This window comes from Photorhabdus temperata (genome assembly GCF_025384845.1).
Taxonomy (GTDB): domain Bacteria; phylum Pseudomonadota; class Gammaproteobacteria; order Enterobacterales; family Enterobacteriaceae; genus Photorhabdus; species Photorhabdus temperata.
Window position 1 is genome coordinate 16,664 of the sequence record NZ_JAJAFX010000024.1, and the last position, 23,964, is coordinate 40,627.

Consider the following 23,964-nt stretch of genomic DNA (forward strand, 5'->3'; position numbering starts at 1 on the left):
CTGTGTTTTTATACAGAATAATTTCTTGATTATATCAATGCTGTCAAAGAAGCCAAATCGTAAATCTCAATGTGCGGCAGCAGGCGGCTCTCAATCGTCTGCAATAGTTTTTTATTTTCTGTATTAATCCAGCAAGCCTGCATACCACTACGAAGCGCCCCTTCCACATCAGTATTCAGGTCATCACCAATATGCAAAATTTTCCCAAGTGGTAAACCCAGGCGTTCTGCTGCCAGACGGTACATATCGCTATGAGGTTTTGCGCGCCCATCAGGGCCTGCTTTCAGCACAAATTTAAAATAAGGCGCAAGACCACAGGCCGCAGGTTCTGCATTACCGTTAGTAATGGCAACCAATGGCATCTGTTCAGCAAGTGCAGCAAGGGTTCTATGTGTTGATTCCGGCACATCAATCCGGCTGCGCCAGTGGGAGAAATGGGCCATGATATCATCCGCGCCCCGGCAGGCATCTTCACGGCTAAAACCGTAATGGCAAAACATCAGCTTTGCAGACTGCCAACGCCATAAGGTCATGTCATGGCAGATTTCAGGATCTTGCTCAAATATCACTTCACGGAAAGCATACAGATCCTGCCGCTCAAGGTGACTGAACTTAGGATCATATTGCCGTATAAAATTCAGCACCTCTTGTTCCGTCTTATCTAGCACTGGACGATTGTCATAAAGGGTATCATCCAGATCAAATGTCATTGCTGAGACTGGCGCAAGAGGCCGGTAAAAACGCATTATGATTTCCCCCGTTTGGCTCTGGGATGGGCCACATCATACACTTTTGTCAAATGCTGGAAATCCAGATGGGTATAAATTTGTGTGCTGGATAAGCTGGCGTGACCAAGCAGTTCCTGAACTGCGCGTAAATCACCACTGGACTCCAGAATGTGTGTGGCAAAAGAGTGACGTAATTTATGAGGATGAATATGGCTGCTCATCCCTTGACGAATTCCCCACTGCGCAAACCGCTTCTGTACATTACGGGTTGATATCCGCCGTCCGCTGTTTGAAATAAAAACCGCGTTATCCTCCGGTTCAAACAGTTCCCGCATCTCCAGCCAGCGATTAAGCCATTCAACAGCAGTCTGTCCCAAAGGGACCTTCCGCTCTTTACTGCCTTTACCTGAAACCCATACTTCTCCACTCTCAAGATCCAGATGCGGACAATCAAGCCCCACCAGCTCTGACAAACGCAACCCAGCACCATACATCACTTCCAGCATCGTCCGGTCACGCACTGATAGTGGATCATTGAAATTGATGTTCAGCAGTTGATTCACTTCATCCACATCAATATTTTTCGGTAAATGTCGCTTGGTTCCCGGCGTACTGACGGTCTTTGCCGGATTAACGGAAATCTCGCCCTGAGTCACCTGCCAATCAAAAAAACTGCGCAGAGAAGATAAGCGCAAAGCCAGGTTAGCCGACTGTAAGCCAGCACGACGACTACGTGTTACCAACATTCTGATTTTCGCAGGATCAAAATCTTTCCATTGCCTGACACCTATTTCTAAAGCCATCCCAGCCAATGCAGAAAGCTGGCGCCGGTAATTAGTGATAGTCACCGGACTTAGCTGACGCTCTACCCTGAGATGCCGCAAAAATGCCTCAACCGGCTCCAGTAACAGATCAATTCCCTGCATCATATCCGTTTAATCCAACGAGATAGTATATCCGGCAGTAATTTAGCCAGATGATCAAGCATGTCAGTTCCCATGCCGTCTTGATAATGCTGATAATTTCGACTGTTAAATATCACCATACCCAGTTCTCCCCGAGTTCCCAGCAGAGATACCGCAACCGAACCGACATGACGAACCCGTGGTAACAACAATAAAATTTCCGGCCCGTTCAACATGCCAAGATAGTGGTTACTATTACCAAAACGATGAATACGGATTGGTTCAAAAGAGTTACGGGAAAGCGCTAAATCAGGCGCATTAAGCGGTGCGCCAATATGCCATTTATCACTGAAAAGACGAATACTGGCGCTATTTAACCCCAGATTCTTAGCCCATGAATTCAACCGACTAAGCATATCTTGCAAACTCTCTGCCGCCGCTAAATCAACAAGCAGTTTAAGCAACTGCTCGAACAGTTGCTCATTCACTCTAGCCTGCTCCATTAGCAGGGTTATATTTTCTTCCAGATAAGCAATACGGGTTCTCTGGCGACGCATATACCATTCAACCAGAGAAACCGTCTCCCTTATCGGGTGAGGAACCCGTATCTGTTCAACGACACATGCATTGCGGATAAAAAAATTGGGGTTTTCCAACAAATAATCCACAACAGTTTGATCATCGAGTGTACTACCGATGTTTAACTGCTCTTTTTTTTTCTCCATCTTCCGATGCCCCGCAGTTCAAAACAAAATCGATTACAGATGAATTGTGCCATCATAAACATGCGTCGCCGGCCCAGTCATATAGAGCGGTTTTCCCGGCCCTTCCCAACAGATAAACAGTGTACCTCCCGGCAAGTCTACCTGAACATGGCTATCGAGCAGTTGCTGCTGAATGCCGACGGCTACCGCTGCGCAAGCACCACTACCACAAGCTTGAGTTTCCCCAACACCACGTTCATAAACCCGTAAGCGAATATGACCACGGTTTAAAATTTGCATGAAACCAATATTAGCCCGCTCAGGAAATCTTTCATGGCTTTCCAGAGCTGACCCCAGAATTCCCACTTCGGCAGTTTCCACATCTGCTACCTGAATGACACAATGAGGATTCCCCATAGAAACCACACCACAAAGAACCGTTCTTTCTACTACTCTTAAAATATAGGTTTTTTCTGCCTTTAATGCGCGAAATGGCACATGATGTGGCTCAAATTCAGGTTCCCCCATATTAACGCAAACCTGATCATCATTGGTGATACTCAATACCATACGTCCCGATTGCGTACTGACTTTAATATCACGCTTATTAATCAACCCCTTAAGGCGGACAAAACGGGCAAAACAACGCGCTCCATTGCCACATTGTGCCACTTCACTGCCGTCAGCATTAAAAATGCGATAGTGAAAATCCAGATCCGGATCATAAGGTGCTTCAACAACTAATAACTGATCAAAACCCACACCAGTATGCCTGTCGGCCAAACGGCAGATCAGTTCTGGTGAAAAATAAACATTTTGGGTCACAGCATCAACGACCATAAAGTCATTACCAAGACCATGCATTTTGGAGAACTGCATATAATGCTCCACCGTAAGCCGCAGTACTAAATACCAGCTTATCTCACTTATTTCTGAGTGGCGCTATCCACTTTCTGCCCTTGCTGCACAGTCTTCACGGGAGTCTGAACTGCGGTCGTCGTCTTCTCTGCCGATGGATGTTCTGGAGGAAAATAGAGCGGGCCTTTTAGTCCACAGCCGGAAAGTACAAATAAAGTTATGATAGCCAGAAACCCGCGTAATTTTTTCTTCATTGCATTAATGCCTGTAATTCATACGTCAATATTCTCTATAATCGCAGTTAGGCCCCGAAAAGCAAATAGGAATTGAAGATGAACGACAGTGAATTTCATCAGTTAGCTGACCAACTGATGCTTTATATCGAAGAGCAACTGGATAATTATGATGGCAATGCTGATATCGACTGTGAAACCAATGGCGGTGTCATGACCCTGAGCTTTGATAATGACAGCAAAATTATTATCAATCGTCAGGAACCTTTCCATCAAATCTGGCTGGCAACCAAAAACGGTGGTTATCATTTTGGCTATAAAGATGGTCAGTGGATTTGTGACCGTAGCGGTGGCAATTTCCTGACCATGTTAGCACAATCCATCACAGAACAGAGTGGTGAACTGTTCAATTTCTAATGATTGATTTACCCCGTGCAGCGGGGTAAATCAGTAATGCGACACAGAACGATAAAGTTCTGTTTGTTCTTCTTCGTCTGTTTCCCCAGCATTAGTCACACACAAATGTGAAAAAGAGGATCCATTGAATGGAATCACCTGAACCTGGTCTTTCATTTGCACAATCTGATAAAACTGTGGCAGGTTAAAGTTGATAAAACTTGATCCGTAAGTAAATCGATCATGCGATGAAGAATAAAACCGACTGACGTCACGTACCAATTCTTCCTTACTTCCCTCACAATGAGAATAGATTTCTACCCGGTTGGTTTCATCCAGGATATAAATATTAAAGCTTTTATTATCTTGAGTATTTTCGAAGAAAAACTGAATAATGCCCTCGCTGGCAAAACCATCAACCACAGCAGGCAAATGTGTCTCTTTGGTATTAATTTTTACCGGCAACCCATGCAGTTTGTTATTAGAAATTGCCCCATAGAATTCCACGGCATTCTCCAATTTCTGTACAGAGACGTTAAGACGTTCAAAGAACAGCCCCCAAGTCTGGCCCGCAATGCGCAGTGCTTTAAAACGGCCCGGATCCTGACGATTGCTGGATAAGCGCAACTCAATACATTCAGATACCAGTTGCTGGATTCGGGTTCGGATAAGCCCACGTAAATGTTCACTGTAACAGAATACTTCAACAGCCGCTGGCGGTGCCGCATCTTGATGCATTTTGCCCAGTATAGTTTTCAATGCTTCCAGAACAGATTGCTCGCCACTAAAATGTAACGTTCTCACTTCATTCCATGAATTGCGGTAAAGCAAGTCGATGCTTCCCACCAAGCACTGTTGCGATTCTCCAAAGCTGAATACATCAAGCTTGCGGAAATCAAAATGCACAACCTGATTAGAGAACGCAGCAGTCGGATCTTTCTCCAGATTAACAATAATCGCCAAGTGGCGGATTTCACACGGACTATAGAGCGCTTTTGGCGTCGGTGCTGGTAAACGGATAGGAAAATGAGCAGAAATATCGTTAATCAATTCATGCAACTTCAGTTCATCACACTGGGCTTCGCCATTATGAATATGAATACAGGATTTTTCTGTCAATAAGCCGTTAAAATAGGTCCACGATACCAGTTTATTGAGGTAACGATTATATTCCAGAGGTTGATGACCAATAATTGATTCAATTATTGGTGCCTGATTGTAGAGATACCAGCCGCTGCGATTTGCACGTCCTTGAGGCACATAAATAAATGCTAAATGTTTCTCTGACAGGTCCGGTGAGATCTGTGGATTAACCAGCGTCACCTTACCCGGCAACGCTTCAAATGCAGCATAGAGTTTACGGGTCAGCACGCCAATATCCTGTGGACTGGCACTGACACTCAGATTATTACGGCGGGCAAAACGGATCAGGTTACGGTAACTCTGCATCATAGTATCAAGCAGTTCATTATGGGCATCACGAACCTGTTCAATTTTCCATGAGTTGCGGTTATCCAGAATGCCCAACCGCTCTGTATCCCACTTCCACTCATATACCAACTGAGTCAAAACCTGACGTCGCCAACCAGTACAACCTTCATCATCCTGGTTTAGAGAGAGCTTTTCACAAATTTTTAAATAGAAGCATCGACGTATTAAATCTAAGCGAGTCGTATCATTAATTTCTATTAGATAACGGGTAACACGCTCAAGCATCATGCTGTATGCATCAAGGCCAAATGAAACTATTTCACCCGCATGCAGACGCTGTTTCATCTCCATTGCCAGTAACTTACCATTGGGATATTCCCAGGAATAGGCCTCCAGCAACAAGCTTTTCAATACGGCTTTATAAGGCGAGTCGATACTTTTGTAAAGTTGCCATAAGCTGGCGCCAAAGTATTCTTCAGCAGATAGTTCACCTAATCCACCGAGATCAAGCCACTCATTTGGCGTCAAAACACCTTGCGCATAAAGAGACAAAACATATTCGTCATAATGACGCTCTTCTTCTACAGGCACCATTTCCCATAACAAACGCTTACCTGCCATACGCACAGCAGTACGGTAAAATTCATCAAGTAACAGAATATGCTGAGTAGAACCGCAATCCTCACCACCAAGACTACCACTGGCATTATGGCGGAAGCGGTTTTCATCAATAAGAAAAAAATTAACTTCAATGCCAAGCGCTGACGCCCATTGTTCAATAAGCGTACACTTACGTTGCAGCAGGAGGCGCTCATCATTATCAAGCCATGACTGATGACATACCCAAATATCCAAATCAGAACAACTGCTTTGCCCGATTGACGAAGTACTCCCCATTGAGTAAATACCGGTAATAGGAAGCTGACCATTGGCAGGCTGTTCTATGGCGTGTTCTAATTTACTTTCTAAATCATCAAGATAAGATTTTTGTGATTCATCATGCACGAAAAAACATACGCCGTAGGGAACATTACCATTAATGTAACCTGGCATCATCGGATGATGATAATGCAATAATACTGGCAGTAAACTGTATACCTGTCTAAATTCCGCACTCATGGCGGTGGAGGCGCGTTCTAACCTGAGTTGGTTTATCGCATCCAGTCTCTGCTTCAGTGTTTCGATATAAAGGTACAAGACGTCTCGCCCAATTGAGTTCCAGTGCCCAGATAAATCCCCCGCTTCCGGCAGTTATAACTTAATGGAATTATTTAGAATGATTTTTACCAATTTATTACCGGAAACGTGATCAATTTAACATCTTGTAGATAAACCGTAAAGTCAGTAAAGCAATTGAATTGCGATGTGACACCCGTTGAAAAATCAAATAACATATTGTTATATATATGAATAATCAAAAAAACCATACTTTTTATACTTTCTTTTATGAAGGAAATTCTCTCTGCCCATTTTTCAAGTGATGTATCTAATGTTTTTTATCCGTAGCCTCATAAAAATTACCCATTAGCTATATTTTAATTAGTCATTCTTTTCATTCAAGATTCTCTTAATTACAGAAATAATTTACTGGAAAAGTTAACTCATATTTAAATTAATCTACTTATATTGATATAAAATAATTTAAAAATTAAAATTTATTTTATACTTTAACTTAATCTGCATATTTTCTTCTCAGCCCTTAACTGGAAAAAAAGCTGCTGAAGTGTTAAAACGAGTGCTAGTTTTTCATTTATATGACGGCTGAAAAGCCTGAGAAATACAAACATCTATGTCAACAAAAAACATCCGTATCGCAACCCGTCAAAGCCCTCTGGCTATGTGGCAGGCACTTTATGTTCAACAAAAATTACAGCAACATCATCCAGACTTGGAAGTTCAACTGGTTCCGATGGTAACCCAAGGCGATATCATTCTGGACACCCCTCTGGCAAAAGTGGGCGGCAAGGGGCTATTTGTCAAAGAATTAGAGCTGGCTCTGCTTGAAGACCGGGCCGATATCGCGGTTCATTCAATGAAAGATGTACCGATCTCTTTTCCTGAAGGACTTGGCTTAGTCACTATTTGTGAACGTGATGATCCGCGCGATGCTTTTGTTTCTACCAAATATAACTCTCTTGATGAACTACCAATAGGCAGCATTGTTGGCACATCTAGTTTACGCCGTCAGTGTCAACTCCGTGAATTACGTCCCGACCTGATTATCCGTGACCTTCGGGGTAATGTCGGCACCCGCTTGAATAAGCTGGATAATGGTCATTACGATGCCATCATTCTCGCTGTTGCAGGATTGAAAAGGTTAAAACTGCATGAACGTATCCGTATGCCGTTGTCTGTAGAACAATCATTGCCTGCCGTTGGTCAAGGAGCTGTGGGGATTGAATGCCGCCTTGATGACCAGCAAACACAAGCTCTGCTAGCACCATTAAATCATTATGATACAGAAATCTGTGTTCTTGCCGAACGGGCTATGAATACCCGCCTGGAAGGAGGCTGCCAAGTACCAATAGGCAGCTATGCCATCTGGCAGGATGGGAAAATCTGGCTGCGGGCATTGGTTGGGGCACCGGATGGCAGCGTTGTTATTCGTGGTGAGAGAACAGCCTTACCAAAAGATGCCAGCCAGGCAGGGATTGAACTAGCAGAAGAGTTGCTGGAACGGGGAGCGAGGGCAATTCTGACCGACGTTTATCAAGGAAATCCCCCCACATGAGCATTCTGGTGACACGGCCTTCTCCTGCCGGAGAGGAATTAGTCAGAAAGTTACAGGCAGCGGGAAAAACTGCTTTCAGCGCACCTTTAATCAATATTCACCCAAGCTCAGAACTACCACAGTTAGCTGAGAAGGTCAATCAACTGAATGCCGGTGATATGGTATTTCTGTTGTCAAAAAATGCAGTTCATTATGCAAATTCACAGTTAAATAAAATTAATCTGTCATGGCCTGACAAGCTGATTTATTATGCTATTGGCAGATCAACCGCACTGGCCTTTCATCAACTGACTGATATAAATATCATCTGGTCATCAGAGGGTGAAACCAGCGAAATCCTGCTGGAACTACCATCATTACATCAGGTTGAAAATAAACAGGCTTTGCTGCTCAGAGGAAATGGCGGACGTGAGGTTATTGCCCGCACGTTGACAGAAAGAGGGGCCTCAGTGAGTTATTGTGAATGCTATCTTCGCCAACCCGTAGACTATCCGGCAACAGAATTCAGTGCCCATTGGCAAAAATATGGAGTACAGACTTTAATTGTAACCAGTGGCGAAATACTGCAACTGTTATATAACTTAATACCCGAAAGTGATCGGAATGGGTGGTTATTAAATTGCCGCCTTGTTGTGGTAAGCGAACGTCTTGCACACATCGCCCAGAGCTTGGGCTGGCAAGATGTTAAAGTTGCAAAAAGTGCAGACAACGATGCCTTAATTCAGGCACTAGAATAAACTGACATGGGATGCCCACTATGACGGAACAAAAACAGTCCGCCGAGACGGTTGAAAAAACAATAAATACGGTTGAAAACTCGCAACAGCCCGAAACAGCGCCTCAAAAACAAGAACGTTCTGGCACACTGAGAAGTATCATTACTATTGCAATTATTCTGGCAATCGGTGGCGGTCTTTATTACTACGGACAACAACAAAGCCATTTACTCCGCGTGGAAAACCATGAACTACGCCAACAATTGGAATCATTAAAACAACAGCAATCACAAGATAAACAACGTATTGAAATTCTATTCAAAGAACAATCGCAAGCTTTAAACCATTTTGCCGCACAAGCAGCACGAAATGATCAACTGGATAATCGCCTACAAGAGTTACAAGCCAGAATCTCTTCGTTATCCAGTTCTGACGTAAAAAGCTGGCTACTGGCACAAGCTGACTTTTTGGTCAAAATGGCTGGACGGAAATTATGGAATGATCAAGATGTCGTCACCGCCGCAGCCCTCCTGAAAAATGCAGATGCCAGTCTCGCTGAGATGAATGATCCAAGCCTGATTGAAATCCGTCGAGCAATTACACAGGACATCAGCGCATTATCGGCCATCAATCAGGTTGATTTTGATGGTGCCATCCTGCGGGTTAACCAACTCTCTAACCAAGTAGATAACCTGCGCCTGGCTGACAACACAATTGATGGTTTACCTATGGATGAAGATAATGGTGAATTAACCGGCTCATTATCTGAATGGCGTCAGAATCTGAATAAAAGCTGGAACAGTTTTATGGATAATTTTATTACTATCCGTCGCCGCGATACCACAGCAGAACCATTACTGGCGCCAAATCAGGATATCTATCTACGGGAGAATATCCGTGCCCGTCTGTTGATTGCCGCTCAAGCAATACCGCGTCATCAGGGTGAAGTTTTTAAACAATCACTGGAAACGGTTTCAACTTGGGTCAGAGCTTACTTTGATATCAACGATCCAAATACCAAAGCATTCCTGGAAGAAATTGATTCACTCAGTCAGCAACCTGTTTCCATGACGGTACCAGATAAGCTTTCAAGTCAACCTTTACTGGAAAAACTAATGCAAACCCGGGTTCGTAACTTGCTGTCCCAGTCCTCTGAAACCCATCAGGAGGGCTAAGTTATGCTGAAAGTTTTATTACTGTTTGTTGTACTGATTGTTGGTATTGTGCTCGGCCCAATAGTTGCGGGTCATCAGGGATATGTTCTGATTCAGACTGACAACTACAATATTGAAACCAGTGTTACTGGCCTGTTCATTATATTTGTTCTGTTACAAATGGTGCTCTGCTTCCTTGGTTGGTGCTACCGCAGAGTTATGCGTACAAGTTCCCGTACCCGTGGTTGGTTCCTCGGACGTAAACGCAACCGCGCTCATGCTCAAACAAAGGAAGCGCTAATCAAACTGGCCGAAGGTGATTTTAAACAAGTTGAGGAATTACTGACCCGTAATGCTGATCATGCAGAACAACCTGTAGTCAACTACTTGCTGGCAGCCGAAGCAGCCCAACAACGTGGAGATGAATTCCGTACCAATCAGTATCTGGAGCGTGCAGCAGAAGTCGCAGATAATAATCAGTTACCTGTGGATATTACCCGTGTACGTATTCAACTGGCACAAGGTGAAATTCATGCAGCTCGCCACGGTATAGACAAACTTCTGAATCAAGCTTCACGCCATCCAGAAGTTTTACGCCTGGCTGAACAGGCTTATACAAGATCGGGAGCTTACCAGTCACTGATTGATATACTGCCAACAATGGAGAAAATCCATCTGCATGATGAATCACAAATTCACAAGCTGCGTCAACAAGCCTATATCGGTCTGATGAATCAGCATATGGCAGAACAAGGCAGCGAAGGTTTAAAATGCTGGTGGCATGATCAAAACCGTAAAATTCGCCATGATGTGGTTTTGCAGGTTGCAATATCTGAGCATTTGATTGAATGCGATGATCATGAAACTGCACAAAAAATCATCATGGAAAGTTTAAAACGTCAATACGATGAACGTTTATTGTTGTTGATTCCACGGTTAAAAAGTGAAGATCCAAAGCCAGTACAAAAAGCGCTGGACCATCAGTTAAAGCAACATGGCGCAACCCCTCTGCTAAACAGTACTCTTGGACAGGTTGCTTTGCGTCATGGAGAATGGGAAAAAGCAACAAAAGATTTTAAAGCCGCATTAGATCAGCGGCCAGATGCCCACGATTATGCCTGGTTAGCAGATGCATTGGATAAGTTACGCAAACCGGAAGAAGCGGCACAGGTTCGCCGTGAGGGATTAGTGCTAACTTTGAAGCGCGAGAGTGATGTAGCGAATAGTGTCAGCTAACATTTAACACCAGAGTTTTATGATCTATCGATCAACATTCCTTTAACACGTTATTCATGCCATTGATTAAAAATGCCCCCATACGAGGGCATTTTTCTAGCCATATTTTCTGGCAAAATCTTCATCAGAAGTGCAAAGATAAATAATAAATTCAATAAATGAGATAAACGAAGGGATAAATGTCCAACAAAATAACAGATATAAAATCCCCATACCTGTTTTACCCAGATAAAATTTATGAGCACCAAAACCGCCAAGAAAAAATGCCAGTAACGCAGCAACAATTCTGCTTTTACTGCCAGAAGAATATGCCTTTATCACCGCACCACAATGCGGGCATGATTGCGCAGATTCATGCAACATTTGACCACAACCAAGGCATCCGATCATTTTTGACATCTATAACTTCCTTTAAATAGGTTAGGACGAAGTACTATAACTAAGTCAGTTTTATAGCAGAAACCAATAGTCATATTTCCCGTTTTGCTTATATTAAATATTAATAGCTAAACAGTATATAAATCTATCAGAGATTCCCTAACGATAGGCAAAAAAAACACCTACCCTAGAAATAAAGATAGGTGTACAAATACAATCAGGTCTACAGACGGATAGTGCCTCACTCAACGTTAAGTCCGATCGGCGATGAAAAGATGGCTATATCTTACTCATCTGTGACATGGACAATAGGCACCGATAATCGGCTCTGCATCATCCCTGGGTTTATGAAGCATATGCTGTCATAAGAAATAGGATGAGCATCTACGTTTGTAGCAATGCATTTAACATGCCAACTTTTATCCAGATGATAAGTCGCTTAGCCTCATCGGTTATTTCTCTATTTATTACAATTTATTACAACGAGAAAGCAAATCATCACAAAATCTACGTCATTGACTGTCTCTTATTTGAGACAACGTATAATATATTTATTATTTTTTGTTTTAATTCAATATGTTATAAGTCTCTTATTTGAGACAGCTAATATATCAATCGTCGTCAAAATACAACAAGATAAAAAATTATTATATAAAACAAATAGTTAATATCGTGAAAACAATTCACTGAACTTAAATCAATAAAACACACACTGAGAGTAATGGACGGAAGGGGAAACAAAAAATAGGAGAAGAAGCAAAAAACCCTGCAATGCAGGGTTCTTCAGAATTTGGTCGGCGAGAGAGGATTCGAACCTCCGACCCACTGGTCCCAAACCAGTTGCGCTACCAAGCTGCGCTACTCGCCGAAATTTTTTCTTTTTTATGGTGCGAAGGGGGGGACTTGAACCCCCACGTCCGTAAGGACACTAACACCTGAAGCTAGCGCGTCTACCAATTCCGCCACCCTCGCGCGTCATAAAAAAGATGGGGTGGCTAATGGGACTCGAACCCACGACAACTGGAATCACAATCCAGGGCTCTACCAACTGAGCTATAGCCACCATAACAGCTATTTTACTACTAGATACAACTTACAAACAGCGGAAATATCACCGCAGCTCTTGCACGCAAATTAATGGCGCGCCCGACAGGATTCGAACCTGAGACCTCTGCCTCCGGAGGGCAGCGCTCTATCCAGCTGAGCTACGGGCGCTTAACGCCGTTGCGGATGGGGATAGTACGGATTTAATGATATACTGTCCAGTGCTTTTTTTAAGAAATGATGCGTTTGATTACACCTTGCTCACTTCGTTGATAAAGCCAGCCCTTATTTCCCCTACCCACTACCGCGGTGATAACAAATCAGTCTCAGGGTTTTAGTTTTTGACTGCTAAAAAACCTCACTAACCAATAAATCAGCGATACTATCAGCAGAAAACCACCACCTACCAGCAATGAGAAACGAGTATCCGGGTTAATTGCCATGCCTATCAACACGCAGCATAAAAATGCCAGTGTCAGATAATTCACATAGGGGAACAAGATAGATTTAAAACTATGTTGCTTCAGAGCCTCTTGGTGGTACTGACGAAAACGCAACTGGCTCACCAGAATAACAAACCACGGAACCATTCCCGGCAGTACACTGGCACTGTAAACATAAACAAAAACTGCCTGTGGATTTGGGATCAGGTAATTCAAACTGGAACCTATCAGCAAGCACAGAATTGTAATGGCAATCCCGATTACCGGCACACCATTCTTTGACAACTTTGTCAGCGATGAAGGTAACTGACGGTTTTGCGCCAATGCATAGAGCATCCGCCCACCGCTGTACATACCACTGTTACAACCAGAAAGCGCAGCGGTCAATACAACAAAGTTAATCACAGCTGCCGCTGAAGTGATACCCACTTTGGTAAAGGTCATCACAAACGGGCTGCCCTGTGAACCAACTTCTATCCACGGAAACAAGGTAACGACAATAAAGATCGCACCCACGTAGAAAATCAGGATACGCCAGAGAATATTGTTAATCGCTTTTTTCAACGTAACCTGTGGATTTTTGGCTTCACCCGCAGTGATGCCTACCAGTTCCACCCCCTGATAAGATGCAACAACAATACAAAGCGCAAACAGAAACCCTTGCCAACCACCAGCAAAGAAACCGCCATGAGCAGTCAGATTATCCAATCCAATAGGTTGCCATTGATTACCAATACCAAAAAATATCAATCCCAGGCCAATCAGGATCATGACGATAATTGTGGTTACTTTAATCATGGCAAACCAAAATTCCAATTCACCATAAAGACGTACTGCCGCGAGGTTCGCTAAAGCGACTAATGCCACCGCAATCAATGCTGATACCCATTGAGGAAGCTCAGGAAACCAGAACTCAGCATAAACACCGATAGCTGTTATTTCTGATATCCCGACTGCCACCCACATAAACCAATAACCCCAAGCGGTCAGGCATCCCCAATATGGGCTGAGATATTTATGACCAAAAGAAGCGAAAGAACCCGTGACAGGCTCAAGAAACAGCATTTCACCCATGGATCGCATAATGAAGAAAACAAAAATTCCGGCAATAATGTAAGCCAGCAAAACAGAAGGGCCAGCCCATTTCAACGTGCTGGCTGATCCCATAAACAGACCGACACCAATAGTTCCGCCTAATGCGATTAGCTCGATATGACGGGCTTCTAAACCTCGTTGCAGGCCCTGTTGTTGATCTGCCATAAATTCCCTGTCCATTGTTATGTGTTTTAATGTGCAATAATCAAAATATACAAGACTGGTTTTGACCAGCCATAAAAATGGCAGGGATCAAAACACGTTTTTCCGCTCAGTGGAATAAAAAATTACCTAATAATTAGTACAGATGATAAAAGCCCGGCAGGATCAAACGGTTATATAGATGTTGTGAAACGAATTTTTTGATAGCCTGCCGCAAATTGTTATACGACAGGCAGGCAACTATCTACAGACGATTGCGGTAGTAATATCCCAGAAACTTCAGTAGCTTAAACTGACGACGGATACGGCTTGGTTGTGATAACAAACGATAAAACCACTCAAGCCCGAGGTTCTGCCATACTTTTGGCGCACGTTTTACGTGGCCGGTGAATACGTCATAAGTACCACCAACTCCCATATAGAGAGCATCGCAATGAATTTTACGGCAGTCACGCATGAAAATTTCTTGCTTAGGCGACCCCATTGCAACTGTCACAATTGCTGCCCCACTGGCATGAATCCGCTCAAAAACAACATTACGCTCTTCTGGCGTGAAATAACCATTCCGACTGCCAATGATATTGACGTTCCACTGAGTCCGCAGTTTGTTTTCTGTCTGTTCTAATATCTCTGGTTTACCTCCAACCAGAAAAACGGGGGTGCCTTCTTTGCCAGCACGCTCCATGATGGCTTCCCACAGATCAGCACCGGCTACGCGGGAAACTTCAGCATCAGGGTATTTACGGCGGATAGCACGTACAATGCTGATACCATCGGCATACAGATACTCTGCTTCGCCCAGCAGTGTACTCAACGCTTTATCTTCCTCTGCCGTCAGAACTTTTTCCGCATTAACCGCAACCAGAGTACCGGTTTTTACCTGCCCGCGTTGGAAAATATGGTCAAGAAAGTGTGCCATATCGCGGAAGCCCCAAATATTCAAACCACGAATACTATATTTGGGGATATTGTTTAGCTCCATTTTCTTTCCTTACATTGCAACGGACGTTTTTGCGATACGGCCAGGTTGCTGGTCAGGTATTTTCTAATAAGCCCTGCACTCTCAAGTAGCCAATACAACAATTTAGCAACCACCAGACACAAACCAAAAATAATACAGAAAAATACCACACGGGAAACAAATGAATCCAATCCTTCACGAGCCAGTACTATCATGTTGAAGATCGCGCCAAAGCAGAATGCCTGCAAAATAGCGGCTTTATAACGATTAGTCTCCTGTTTACCTAACTCATAAATCCAGTCAAACCACTTAATTATCAACCCAACAACAATCGCACCAACCGGAACAAACAGCACCCCGCCCATAACCACCAGAGAACCTATCAAAGTCGGGGAGATTGCCAGACCAGAGTGGTTATCCAGCACCTCCCAGGTGAAGTAATTCGCAGAATTCAACACTGCATCAGGGCGCCCAGGCCAGAGCCAGCTTGGAATAAAAACATAGAAATCACGGATAATCGGCGCCAGCCCCTGAAAATCGATTTTGTCATAGTTATTCAGCAGTAACGCAAGATTTTCCCACGGCGAGAAAGTATCTCTAGTGAGGTAGAGGAAGGTATAAAACGCTTCTGCACCACTGACATCCAAACTATAACGTTTGAGCGCCAACCAGAACATGCCAACAATTCCCATCACTCCCGCAGTCATCAGCATCCACAAGGTTATCCAACCACGAACAATGCCGATAAACAGGAATAACGCAAACGCAATAATAATATTAGCCCTTGTTCCCCCAACAATGACATAAGTCAGAATCCCAAAAGCAACCGTGCTCATCAGAAAAAACAACCAGCGTAATTGTGTCGGTTTCAGGAAATAGACCACTAACATGGCAGGAATAAAGAAGTAAAAGAACCGTTTCAGGGCAACACCGGAAACCTGACTGGAAAAAATCTGACTGTACGACTGTAATTTAAACAATAGAAAACCGTTTTGCATAAAGAACAGCCCAACGGTCACAACCGCAACCAATACCAGCAATAACCATGTGAAGTTAGTTTCTACTCGGTTCATGGTGAATACGGGTGTTTTAAGCTGCATAGACGGCTTTCTTAACCGGGTTTTATAACTGACATAATAAATTCCATAAAAACAAGTTGAAGCCAGCAGAGCATGTAATAAGGAGTCTACAGGTACCACCTCAACATCGAATTGAAAAACCAACAAGCATGTCAGAGGGAAACCAAAATAAAATGTCAGCAAATAAAGCAATGAGAAGAACACATTAAAATTAAAGCGTACACGCCGGAATTCCTGATAAGTCAGCGTCAGGATAAAAACCAGTGATATCAGATAAACAACAAATAATCCGCCAAATTGCGTTAAAGTCATTGCTGTTCTCCTGCCGCTTTTACCAGCGCTTGCCGCCAGCCACCAACAAAATTTGGGCTGAAGAAAGTTATCGCATTTCTATCTAAGGAAAGCATCTGCCGTTGTGTTTCTGTAATTAGTTGATTATCTAAAGGATCACCGAAAAAAAATACCGGAACCTGCTGTTCTGTTAAATCCTGCCAAAAAAGATTCTGACGACTAAGCACAAGCGGCACACCAAATTGTATCAACAGACAAATTGTTCCAATCCCCTGCTGGCGGTTAAAAATGAAATACCCTAAATCACAACGACGCAGCAATGCCAAATAATCATCAAACGCCATATTTTTCTTAAGAATTCTTAAATTCTCCGGCCGGAACAGCGATAAAGCAACCTGCTCAACCTGCTCAATATAAGCCTGATTATTTTCTGGATAACCCATTGGGATGACTATTTGTACCTTATCACCAAACTGCTTATGAATTGCTTTCAGTGCAGCAATATGACGATTTGATCGATCACCGGAGTTCCCCAACAAAATTGTCATTTTGTCATCATCAGAAGGAGCTTTTTCTGCAATCGTCAAGGCCGGGTCCATTCTGGTTGGGAAATAGAGCAATGACGTTGGTACTTTCGGATGATGTTGAGAATAAAAATAGAGATCACCACGAACCGCAAATACATGCCCTACCCGACGCTGCGCCAGGCGACGCAGAAAATAAAACAGACGAAATTTTAACTGACAAGAGTCTTCATAAAGGTCAGCGCCCCAAGCATGCCACCAGAATTGATTGCGTTTGATTTTTCCTGATAACAACGCTAACCACAAACCCGCATTAAATTGTCCATGAAAAAAAAACCGGCAATCCCTGTCTGACTGCGCTTTAGCAATAACAGCTTGAGACAGAGATTTTTTACTGTCGAAAAATGCCATATCTAATGCCGGGCAATCATCCAATGAAACTCGATCCCTAGCCACTACCATAAACTTTGGTTTGGCTGAAAAACCCATTTCTTGCGCTAAAACGTCATTAAAAAAGCGCAATACCGTTCGATTATGATGAGGGATATCAGATCCCAGAACGTGAATTAGGGTTGTCATGCTCGCCTGCAATAAATAAGAAATGCACCACAACAAAGGGTGAAATAAACAACATAAGTTGCCATATAAGCTTGCGCTGCACCTAACGCTCCATTGGCAGGAATCAGCCAGTGGGCAAAACCAGTAAGCAGCAAAAACTGGCTGACTTCAGTCAGCACATAAAAACGCAACGCCGCTTTGGCAATCACCAGATAACCAAAAACATAAGCGCCCACTTTCAATACATCACCAATCAATTGCCAAGCAAACAAATCGCGCATAGCCGTAAATTTGTCAGAAAATAGCAACCAGATAGCAAAATCGCGCAACAACCATACGGTAAAACTTGCAAATGCCACAGCAGGCAAAACAAATTTCAGCGCCTTAACTATCTCATTTGATATTTCACCCTTACCCTGCAATCGTGAAAGCGTTGGCAACAAATAAACACTGAAAGAAGCGGTGATAAATTGCAGGTAAGCATCGGAAATACTGCTTACACCTTGCCAAATACCCACATCATCCCAGCTATAATGCGCTGCCAGCAGGTTTCGCATCATAATGTAAGCAACCGGTAAGGTAATGGAAGTCAACAGAGCCATAAGGGTAAATTTGCCGAGCTCGCTAGCCAATACCTTATCCCACATGGGCTTAAGATATGAGAATGAAATCTCTTTGCGACGCAAAAGCATCAATCCCGCTGGAAATATTATCAGTGCCGGCACTAAGGCCAGACCAGTCAAAGCACCTTCATACCCACCAAGGGTGAAACAGAGATAATAGGCAATCACTCCTATCAAACTACCAAGAATAATCGCCAGCGCATTCCCCTGAGCATCCCGGTATCCTTTCAAAATAGCCAGAAAATAGTTGGCACAGGCAATTCCCATTTGAATAAATGCGATCGCTTGCACAACGGGTTCATAATCCCTATGACCAAATAACCCAATACTGATCGGCCCGCTAAACAACAGAAAAATCACGGCCAACAGAGTGGAAAATCCGAGAATAATGGCAGAAGACGTGCCCAGTACCGCACGCAACCTTTCTGGTTGCTGCTGATACTCAGCAACATATTTAGTCACACCATTAAAAATACCGGCGCCAGCCAACACCCCAAGGACAGTAATGAGCTGACGGAAATTACCCGCCTGCCCAACCCCGCTGGGGCCGAAAGCAACAGCCAATAATTTAACGATTAAAAACCCCACACCGATTTTTATCAATGTAGAGCTTGCAGTCCATATTGATGCTTTAGCCAATGACATATCAGGCGAAGTATTCCCTGATATGTTCGATAACACTCTGCTGTTCAGCATCTGTTATGTTGTAAAACATTGGCAAACGTACCAAACGGTCACTTTCACTGGTAGTGAAGCGATCTTCTCCGTGGAAACGGCCAAATTTTTCACCGCCCGGGCTAGTATGCAGAGAAACATAATGAAATACCGTCAGTACGCCAGCATCTTTCATATAGCTATTGAATGCAGAACGTTCTTCAACATCTTTCAGTTTGATATAGAACATATGAGCATTATGTTCCAATCCTTCCGGTACTACAGGTAATGTCAGGTAACCAGCATCAGCCAACGGTTTTAATGCCTGATAATAGGTATTCCACAAGGCGAGACGACGTTCATTGATTTTCTTAGCTTCTTCGAGTTGTGCCCACAAATAAGCAGCTTGAAGATCTGACATCAGATAACTGGAACCAATATCGCGCCAAGTGTATTTATCAACTTGACCACGGAAAAACTGGCTACGATTAGTTCCTTTTTCACGGACGATTTCCGCACGGGAGATCAAGGATTCATCATTGATAAGGGCGGCACCGCCTTCACCACCAGAAGAGTAGTTTTTGGTTTCATGGAAACTGTAGCAACCAATGTGTCCGATAGTTCCCAGTGCACGCCCCTTATAAGTAGACATTACCCCCTGGGCTGCATCTTCCACGACAAACAGATTATATTTCTCTGCCAAAGCCATGATGGTATCCATTTCACAAGCCACACCAGCGTAATGAACCGGAACAATCACTCGTGTTTTAGCTGTAATAGCAGCTTCGATTTTGGTTTCATCAATATTCATGGTATCTGGACGGATATCCACAAAAACAACGGTTGCCCCACGCAGTACAAACGCGTTAGAACTGGAAACGAAAGTGAAGCTCGGCATGATCACTTCATCACCGGGCTGAATATTCAGCAAAATAGCTGCCATTTCCAGAGAAGCTGTGCAAGATGGCGTCAGCAACACTTTCGGACAGCCGAAATGTTGTTCCATCCACTCTTCACAACGTTTGGTAAAACCACCGTCCCCACAAAGCTTACCGCTCTCCATTGCCTGCTTCATGTAATCTAATTCAGTGCCGACTACTGGTGGTCTGTTAAATGGAATCATTTCGTCCCCTATATAACCAATAAGCAGTGTTTTCAATAAACGCACCACTGCGTGTATAAAGGCGCAAAGCAGCGATATTGCTGGTTTGTGTCGCAATTCTTAATTGCTGTATTTGATGGTGTTGACACCACTGTTGCGCCACCGACATTAATTTTAAACCAATTCCATGGCCGGTATTTCCTGGAAATACTGCCAGCAACCCCATACGAGCCTCACTATTCCCTAAATCCCGCAAAGTAACAAACCCTGCGGGTTGCCCGTTATCTCCGTTTACCAGTAAACATCGATGATCAAATGTCCCTAATACTGCTTTCTCAACCCAGGTAGCATAGAAACGGCCACTATCCTGCGGCTGATACCACGGGGCACGGAAACGGCTTAAAGAAAATATTTTGGCAGCTACCTCTTTCAGCATAGGGATATCCCGCTGTTCCGCCGGGATCAGCACATTCTCAGAAGAGTTGTTACTGCAAGTAATATAAGCATTTTCTATGCCAATCCTTAAGGAAAGATCAACTTCCCCCTCCACCAGCGAAAAACCCAACGCGGATAACCCATCAATAAGATCTAATCGCTGTGCGGGCACTTTGGCCTGCACCAAAGCATACTGTTCTAACTGAGGTAAAGTTAACAACCTGGCATCAGGTGTAAAATCAAGACGAGCAGTAGACAACCCGAAGTAGTGGCTATCCCACTCCAATAGTTCAATACTGGCGCGCACGGACATGAAGGAGATCCAGCAGATATTGACCGTAGCCAGTTTTTGATAAGGATTTTGCTGTCTTTCTTAACTGCTCATCATCCAACCAACCATTACGCCAAGCAATTTCTTCAAGACAAGCGATTTTAAAACCCTGACGTTTCTCAACAGTCTGCACAAAAGTGCTAGCTTCAATCAAGCTGTCATGAGTACCCGTATCCAGCCAGGCAAAACCACGCCCTAACAGTTCAACATTCAACTCACCACGTTCCAAATACATCTGGTTAATACTGGTAATTTCCAACTCACCCCGTGCAGAAGGTTTTACCTGCCTGGCAAAATCCACAACCTGATTATCATAGAAATAGAGACCGGTTACCGCCCAGTTTGATTTTGGTTTTTCTGGTTTTTCCTCAATGGAAAGAACATGGAACTCGTCATCAAACTCCACCACACCAAATCGCTCAGGATCCATCACCTGATAACCAAAAATGGTCGCCCCTTTTCCACGGGAAACTACTTTCTTCAGTTTTGGGCTAAACGCTTGCCCGAAGTAGATATTATCTCCCAATACCAGACAACTGGGTTCCCCGTTAATAAACTCTTCACCAATCAAAAAAGCCTGAGCTAAACCATCTGGTGATGGCTGTTCTTTATAACTCAAACGAATACCAAATTCGTCACCATTACCAAACAGCCGGCGGAAAGAAGGTAAATCTTCTGGAGTGGAGATAATCAGAACATCACGTATCCCTGCCAGCATCAGTACTGACAAAGGATAGTAAATCATCGGCTTATCATAAATTGGCAGTAGTTGTTTAGAAACACCCCGTGTTATCGGATGCAACCGGGTACCTGAGCCCCCTGCCAGAATAATGCCTTTCATGTTACCTCCAGAGTAGCTTAGTTTTCACCCAACCCAAGACGTTCACCAGCATAAGATCCATCCTGAACCCTACGCCACCAATTTTCATTTTCCAGATACCATTGAACTGTTTTGCGAATCCCGGATTCGAAGGTTTCCTGTGGTTTCCAACCCAGCTCACGCTCAATTTTCGCAGCGTCAATGGCATAACGCATATCATGGCCAGGACGATCTGCGACATGAGTAATCAAGTCACGATAATAAGCAGTACCTGCTGGCTTCTCAGGGCAAAACTCTTCCAAAAGTTCACAAATGGCACAAACCACATCAATATTTTTGCGTTCATTATGACCACCAATATTATAGGTTTTACCCGGTTCAGCTTCTGTTACAACCAAATAAAGCGCCCTGGCGTGATCTTCCACGTACAACCAATCACGGATTTGCTTCCCTTCGCCATATACCGGCAAAGATTTGCCTGCTAATGCATTCAAAATCATTAATGGGATCAATTTTTCCGGGAAGTGGTAAGGACCATAGTTATTTGAACAATTGGTAATAATTGCCGGCAAACCATAAGTACGGTGCCATGCTCTTACCAAATGGTCACTGGATGCCTTGGACGCTGAATATGGACTGCTTGGCGAATAAGGTGTTGTTTCAGTAAAGAAACCGTCCTCACCATGCAAATCACCATACACTTCATCCGTTGAAATATGATGAAAACGAAAGGCAGTTTGTTTCTCTTCACTCAGTTTCTGCCAAAAAGCCCGGGCAGCTTCCAATAAAGTATAGGTACCAACAATGTTGGTTTCGACAAATGCCGCAGGACCATCAATAGAGCGATCTACATGGCTTTCTGCCGCAAGATGCATCACACAATCCGGCTGATACTGTTCAAAAACCCGATCCAGTGCTTCACGCTGACAGATATCAATCTGTTCAAACGCATAACGTGTGCTATCCGCAACAGAGTCAAGAGACTCCAGATTACCAGCATAAGTCAGGCTATCAACTACAACCACGCTGTCTTCTGTATTATCAATGATATGCCGCACAACAGCGGAGCCAATAAAACCTGCTCCACCTGTGATTAGAATACGTCTCAACGCCAGACTCCTTTTGTATCCACAATCCATTTCTGTTTAATTTCACAACCATTTACAGCTTTAAACTGATTATGATCCACCAGCATCAACAAGATATCAGCTTCTTCCAACGCTTTTTCCAGGTTAATCAATCGAGTCATTCCTTTCAAGGAAGCGGGTAATTCATGGACATTAGGCTCTACAGCCAATGTCTCACCTGCATGCCATTGAGCAATCATACGAGTGATATGCACCGCGGGACTCTCGCGTAAATCATCAATATTTGGTTTAAACGCCAGGCCAAAGCAGGCGATTTTCACTTCACTTGCACGCTTTCCACTTTCAGCCAGACAATCCGCAACAGCTGCTTTTACTTGATCCACAACCCACAATGGCTTGCCATCATTAACCAGACGTGCTGTATGGATAAGACGTGATTGTTCTGGGTTTTGGGAAACAATGAACCACGGGTCAACAGCAATACAATGCCCCCCCACTCCAGGGCCGGGCTGAAGAATATTTACACGGGGATGACGGTTTGCCAGACTGATAAGTTCCCACACATTGATGCCTTGTTCAGCACAAATCAGAGAAAGTTCGTTGGCGAATGCAATGTTCACATCCCGGAAACTGTTTTCTGTCAGCTTACACATTTCCGCTGTTCTTGAGTTAGTGATAACACATTCACCTTCAAGGAAGATTTTATACAGTTCACTGGCTCTGGCCGAAGATTTTGACGTCACACCGCCAATAACACGGTCATTCTTAATCAGCTCAACCATAACCTGTCCTGGTAATACACGTTCAGGACAGTAAGCGATATCAATATCAGATTCCTCTCCCACTTGTTGTGGGAAAGTCAGATCAGGGCGCGCTGCCGCTAACCATCCTGCCATCTGCTCTGTCGCACCCACCGGTGAGGTAGATTCCAGAATAACCAGATCGCCTTTTTTCAGAACCTGAGCCACGGATTCAGCGGCAGAACGGACATATGTCATATCCGGCTCATGATCACCTTTAAAAGGGGTTGGAACAGCTATCAGAAAAGCATCTGCGGGTAACGGAGAAACCACTGCTTTCAGGTAACCACCTTCCACAGCAATTTTCACCACTTTGTCCAGATCCGGTTCTACAATATGAATTGCACCACGGTTAATCGTTTCTACCGCATGCTGGTTAACATCTACCCCGATGACTTTCTTATTGCGGGATGCAAACGCTGCCGCAGTTGGCAAACCAATATAACCAAGACCGATAACTGATATAGTTTCAAAACTCATAGTG

Annotated in this window: 22 protein-coding genes and 4 tRNA genes; 5 read left to right on the forward strand and 21 right to left on the reverse strand. The window is 43.8% G+C overall.

What is annotated here, in order from left to right; all coding sequences use genetic code 11:
* Positions 1-29 precede the first annotated feature (29 nt).
* Genes yigB through lptM form a run of 5 tightly spaced genes read right to left on the reverse strand, consistent with a single transcriptional unit; the run spans position 30 to position 3,449 of the window.
* Positions 30-746, reverse strand: a complete 717-nt coding sequence (gene yigB / locus LGZ99_RS11015) for a 5-amino-6-(5-phospho-D-ribitylamino)uracil phosphatase YigB (protein ID WP_036839273.1) — start codon at positions 744-746, stop codon at positions 30-32.
* Positions 746-1,657, reverse strand: coding sequence for a tyrosine recombinase XerC (gene xerC / locus LGZ99_RS11020; protein WP_036839275.1), 912 nt, complete (start codon positions 1,655-1,657; stop codon positions 746-748). The genes yigB and xerC overlap by 1 nt, the downstream gene beginning before the upstream one ends.
* Entirely contained in the window at positions 1,654-2,358 is a 705-nt protein-coding gene (locus LGZ99_RS11025) for a DUF484 domain-containing protein (protein ID WP_036839278.1), read from the reverse strand. Before LGZ99_RS11025 ends, xerC begins: the two co-directional genes overlap by 4 nt.
* 33 nt (positions 2,359-2,391) lie before the next feature.
* Positions 2,392-3,216, reverse strand: coding sequence for a diaminopimelate epimerase (gene dapF / locus LGZ99_RS11030; RefSeq protein ID WP_023043996.1), 825 nt, complete (start codon positions 3,214-3,216; stop codon positions 2,392-2,394).
* A 47-nt stretch (positions 3,217-3,263) separates the two neighbouring features.
* A complete protein-coding gene (lptM, locus tag LGZ99_RS11035) occupies positions 3,264-3,449 on the reverse strand; it encodes an LPS translocon maturation chaperone LptM (protein ID WP_036839280.1) in 186 nt (61 codons plus the stop codon).
* Positions 3,450-3,527: 78 nt separating this feature from the next.
* On the opposite strand from lptM, the gene cyaY reads away from it, so the two are divergent.
* The gene (gene cyaY, locus LGZ99_RS11040) at positions 3,528-3,845 is read left to right on the forward strand and encodes an iron donor protein CyaY (protein ID WP_036839282.1); all 318 of its coding nucleotides are present in this window, start codon (positions 3,528-3,530) and stop codon (positions 3,843-3,845) included.
* 30 nt (positions 3,846-3,875) lie between these two features.
* Here the strand turns inward: cyaY and LGZ99_RS11045 are convergent, their stop codons facing one another.
* Positions 3,876-6,452, reverse strand: a complete 2,577-nt coding sequence (locus tag LGZ99_RS11045) for a class I adenylate cyclase (protein WP_031280614.1) — start codon at positions 6,450-6,452, stop codon at positions 3,876-3,878.
* A 592-nt stretch (positions 6,453-7,044) separates the two neighbouring features.
* Here LGZ99_RS11045 and hemC point away from each other — a divergent pair.
* The 4 genes from hemC to hemY are packed head-to-tail and all read left to right on the forward strand — an operon-like array spanning position 7,045 to position 11,092.
* Positions 7,045-7,986, forward strand: coding sequence for a hydroxymethylbilane synthase (hemC, locus tag LGZ99_RS11050; RefSeq protein WP_036839284.1), 942 nt, complete (start codon positions 7,045-7,047; stop codon positions 7,984-7,986).
* The gene (hemD, locus tag LGZ99_RS11055; RefSeq protein WP_021322804.1) at positions 7,983-8,723 is read left to right on the forward strand and encodes a uroporphyrinogen-III synthase; all 741 of its coding nucleotides are present in this window, start codon (positions 7,983-7,985) and stop codon (positions 8,721-8,723) included. The genes hemC and hemD overlap by 4 nt, the downstream gene beginning before the upstream one ends.
* Before the next feature lie 20 nt (positions 8,724-8,743).
* Positions 8,744-9,877 carry a uroporphyrinogen-III C-methyltransferase gene (hemX, locus tag LGZ99_RS11060; RefSeq protein ID WP_021322805.1) on the forward strand — a complete coding sequence of 378 codons (1,134 nt, stop codon included), beginning with the start codon at positions 8,744-8,746 and terminating at the stop codon, positions 9,875-9,877.
* A gap of 3 nt (positions 9,878-9,880) precedes the next feature.
* Positions 9,881-11,092, forward strand: coding sequence for a protoheme IX biogenesis protein HemY (hemY, locus tag LGZ99_RS11065; RefSeq protein WP_021322806.1), 1,212 nt, complete (start codon positions 9,881-9,883; stop codon positions 11,090-11,092).
* A gap of 96 nt (positions 11,093-11,188) precedes the next feature.
* On the opposite strand, the gene LGZ99_RS11070 is transcribed toward hemY, so the two are convergent.
* The 15 genes from LGZ99_RS11070 to wecC form a co-directional block, all read right to left on the reverse strand.
* Positions 11,189-11,491, reverse strand: coding sequence for a TM2 domain-containing protein (locus LGZ99_RS11070; RefSeq protein ID WP_021322807.1), 303 nt, complete (start codon positions 11,489-11,491; stop codon positions 11,189-11,191).
* Positions 11,492-12,261: 770 nt separating this feature from the next.
* Positions 12,262-12,338 (reverse strand) — tRNA-Pro (locus tag LGZ99_RS11075).
* A gap of 17 nt (positions 12,339-12,355) precedes the next feature.
* Positions 12,356-12,442: transfer RNA gene (locus LGZ99_RS11080), tRNA-Leu, on the reverse strand.
* Between the two features lie 15 nt (positions 12,443-12,457).
* A tRNA-His gene (locus tag LGZ99_RS11085) sits at positions 12,458-12,533 on the reverse strand.
* A gap of 75 nt (positions 12,534-12,608) precedes the next feature.
* Positions 12,609-12,685, reverse strand: a tRNA-Arg gene (locus LGZ99_RS11090).
* 155 nt (positions 12,686-12,840) lie between these two features.
* Positions 12,841-14,217, reverse strand: coding sequence for a bifunctional threonine/serine APC transporter ThrP (gene thrP, locus LGZ99_RS11095; RefSeq protein WP_036839288.1), 1,377 nt, complete (start codon positions 14,215-14,217; stop codon positions 12,841-12,843).
* A gap of 241 nt (positions 14,218-14,458) precedes the next feature.
* Positions 14,459-15,196, reverse strand: a complete 738-nt coding sequence (wecG, locus tag LGZ99_RS11100) for a lipopolysaccharide N-acetylmannosaminouronosyltransferase (RefSeq protein ID WP_023043599.1) — start codon at positions 15,194-15,196, stop codon at positions 14,459-14,461.
* Complete coding sequence (gene wzyE, locus LGZ99_RS11105; RefSeq protein WP_262979108.1) at positions 15,187-16,566, reverse strand: ECA oligosaccharide polymerase; 1,380 nt, start codon at positions 16,564-16,566, stop codon at positions 15,187-15,189. Before wzyE ends, wecG begins: the two co-directional genes overlap by 10 nt.
* Complete coding sequence (locus LGZ99_RS11110) at positions 16,563-17,648, reverse strand: TDP-N-acetylfucosamine:lipid II N-acetylfucosaminyltransferase (protein ID WP_262979109.1); 1,086 nt, start codon at positions 17,646-17,648, stop codon at positions 16,563-16,565. The genes wzyE and LGZ99_RS11110 overlap by 4 nt, the downstream gene beginning before the upstream one ends.
* Positions 17,645-18,895 (reverse strand): lipid III flippase WzxE, encoded by a 1,251-nt coding sequence (wzxE, locus tag LGZ99_RS11115; RefSeq protein WP_262979121.1) that lies wholly within the window; start codon positions 18,893-18,895, stop codon positions 17,645-17,647. Before wzxE ends, LGZ99_RS11110 begins: the two co-directional genes overlap by 4 nt.
* A gap of 1 nt (position 18,896) precedes the next feature.
* Entirely contained in the window at positions 18,897-20,027 is a 1,131-nt protein-coding gene (gene rffA, locus LGZ99_RS11120) for a dTDP-4-amino-4,6-dideoxygalactose transaminase (RefSeq protein ID WP_262979110.1), read from the reverse strand.
* On the reverse strand, positions 20,014-20,754 hold the full coding sequence (rffC, locus tag LGZ99_RS11125; RefSeq protein WP_036839305.1) for a dTDP-4-amino-4,6-dideoxy-D-galactose acyltransferase: 741 nt from the start codon (positions 20,752-20,754) through the stop codon (positions 20,014-20,016). The genes rffA and rffC overlap by 14 nt, the downstream gene beginning before the upstream one ends.
* Positions 20,732-21,613 carry a glucose-1-phosphate thymidylyltransferase RfbA gene (gene rfbA / locus LGZ99_RS11130; RefSeq protein ID WP_023043602.1) on the reverse strand — a complete coding sequence of 294 codons (882 nt, stop codon included), beginning with the start codon at positions 21,611-21,613 and terminating at the stop codon, positions 20,732-20,734. Before rfbA ends, rffC begins: the two co-directional genes overlap by 23 nt.
* 17 nt (positions 21,614-21,630) lie before the next feature.
* Positions 21,631-22,701: a dTDP-glucose 4,6-dehydratase gene (gene rffG, locus LGZ99_RS11135; RefSeq protein ID WP_036839308.1), complete on the reverse strand. Its 1,071-nt coding sequence runs from the start codon at positions 22,699-22,701 to the stop codon at positions 21,631-21,633.
* Complete coding sequence (gene wecC, locus LGZ99_RS11140; protein ID WP_036839310.1) at positions 22,698-23,960, reverse strand: UDP-N-acetyl-D-mannosamine dehydrogenase; 1,263 nt, start codon at positions 23,958-23,960, stop codon at positions 22,698-22,700. Before wecC ends, rffG begins: the two co-directional genes overlap by 4 nt.
* Between the last annotated feature and the right edge of the window lie 4 nt (positions 23,961-23,964).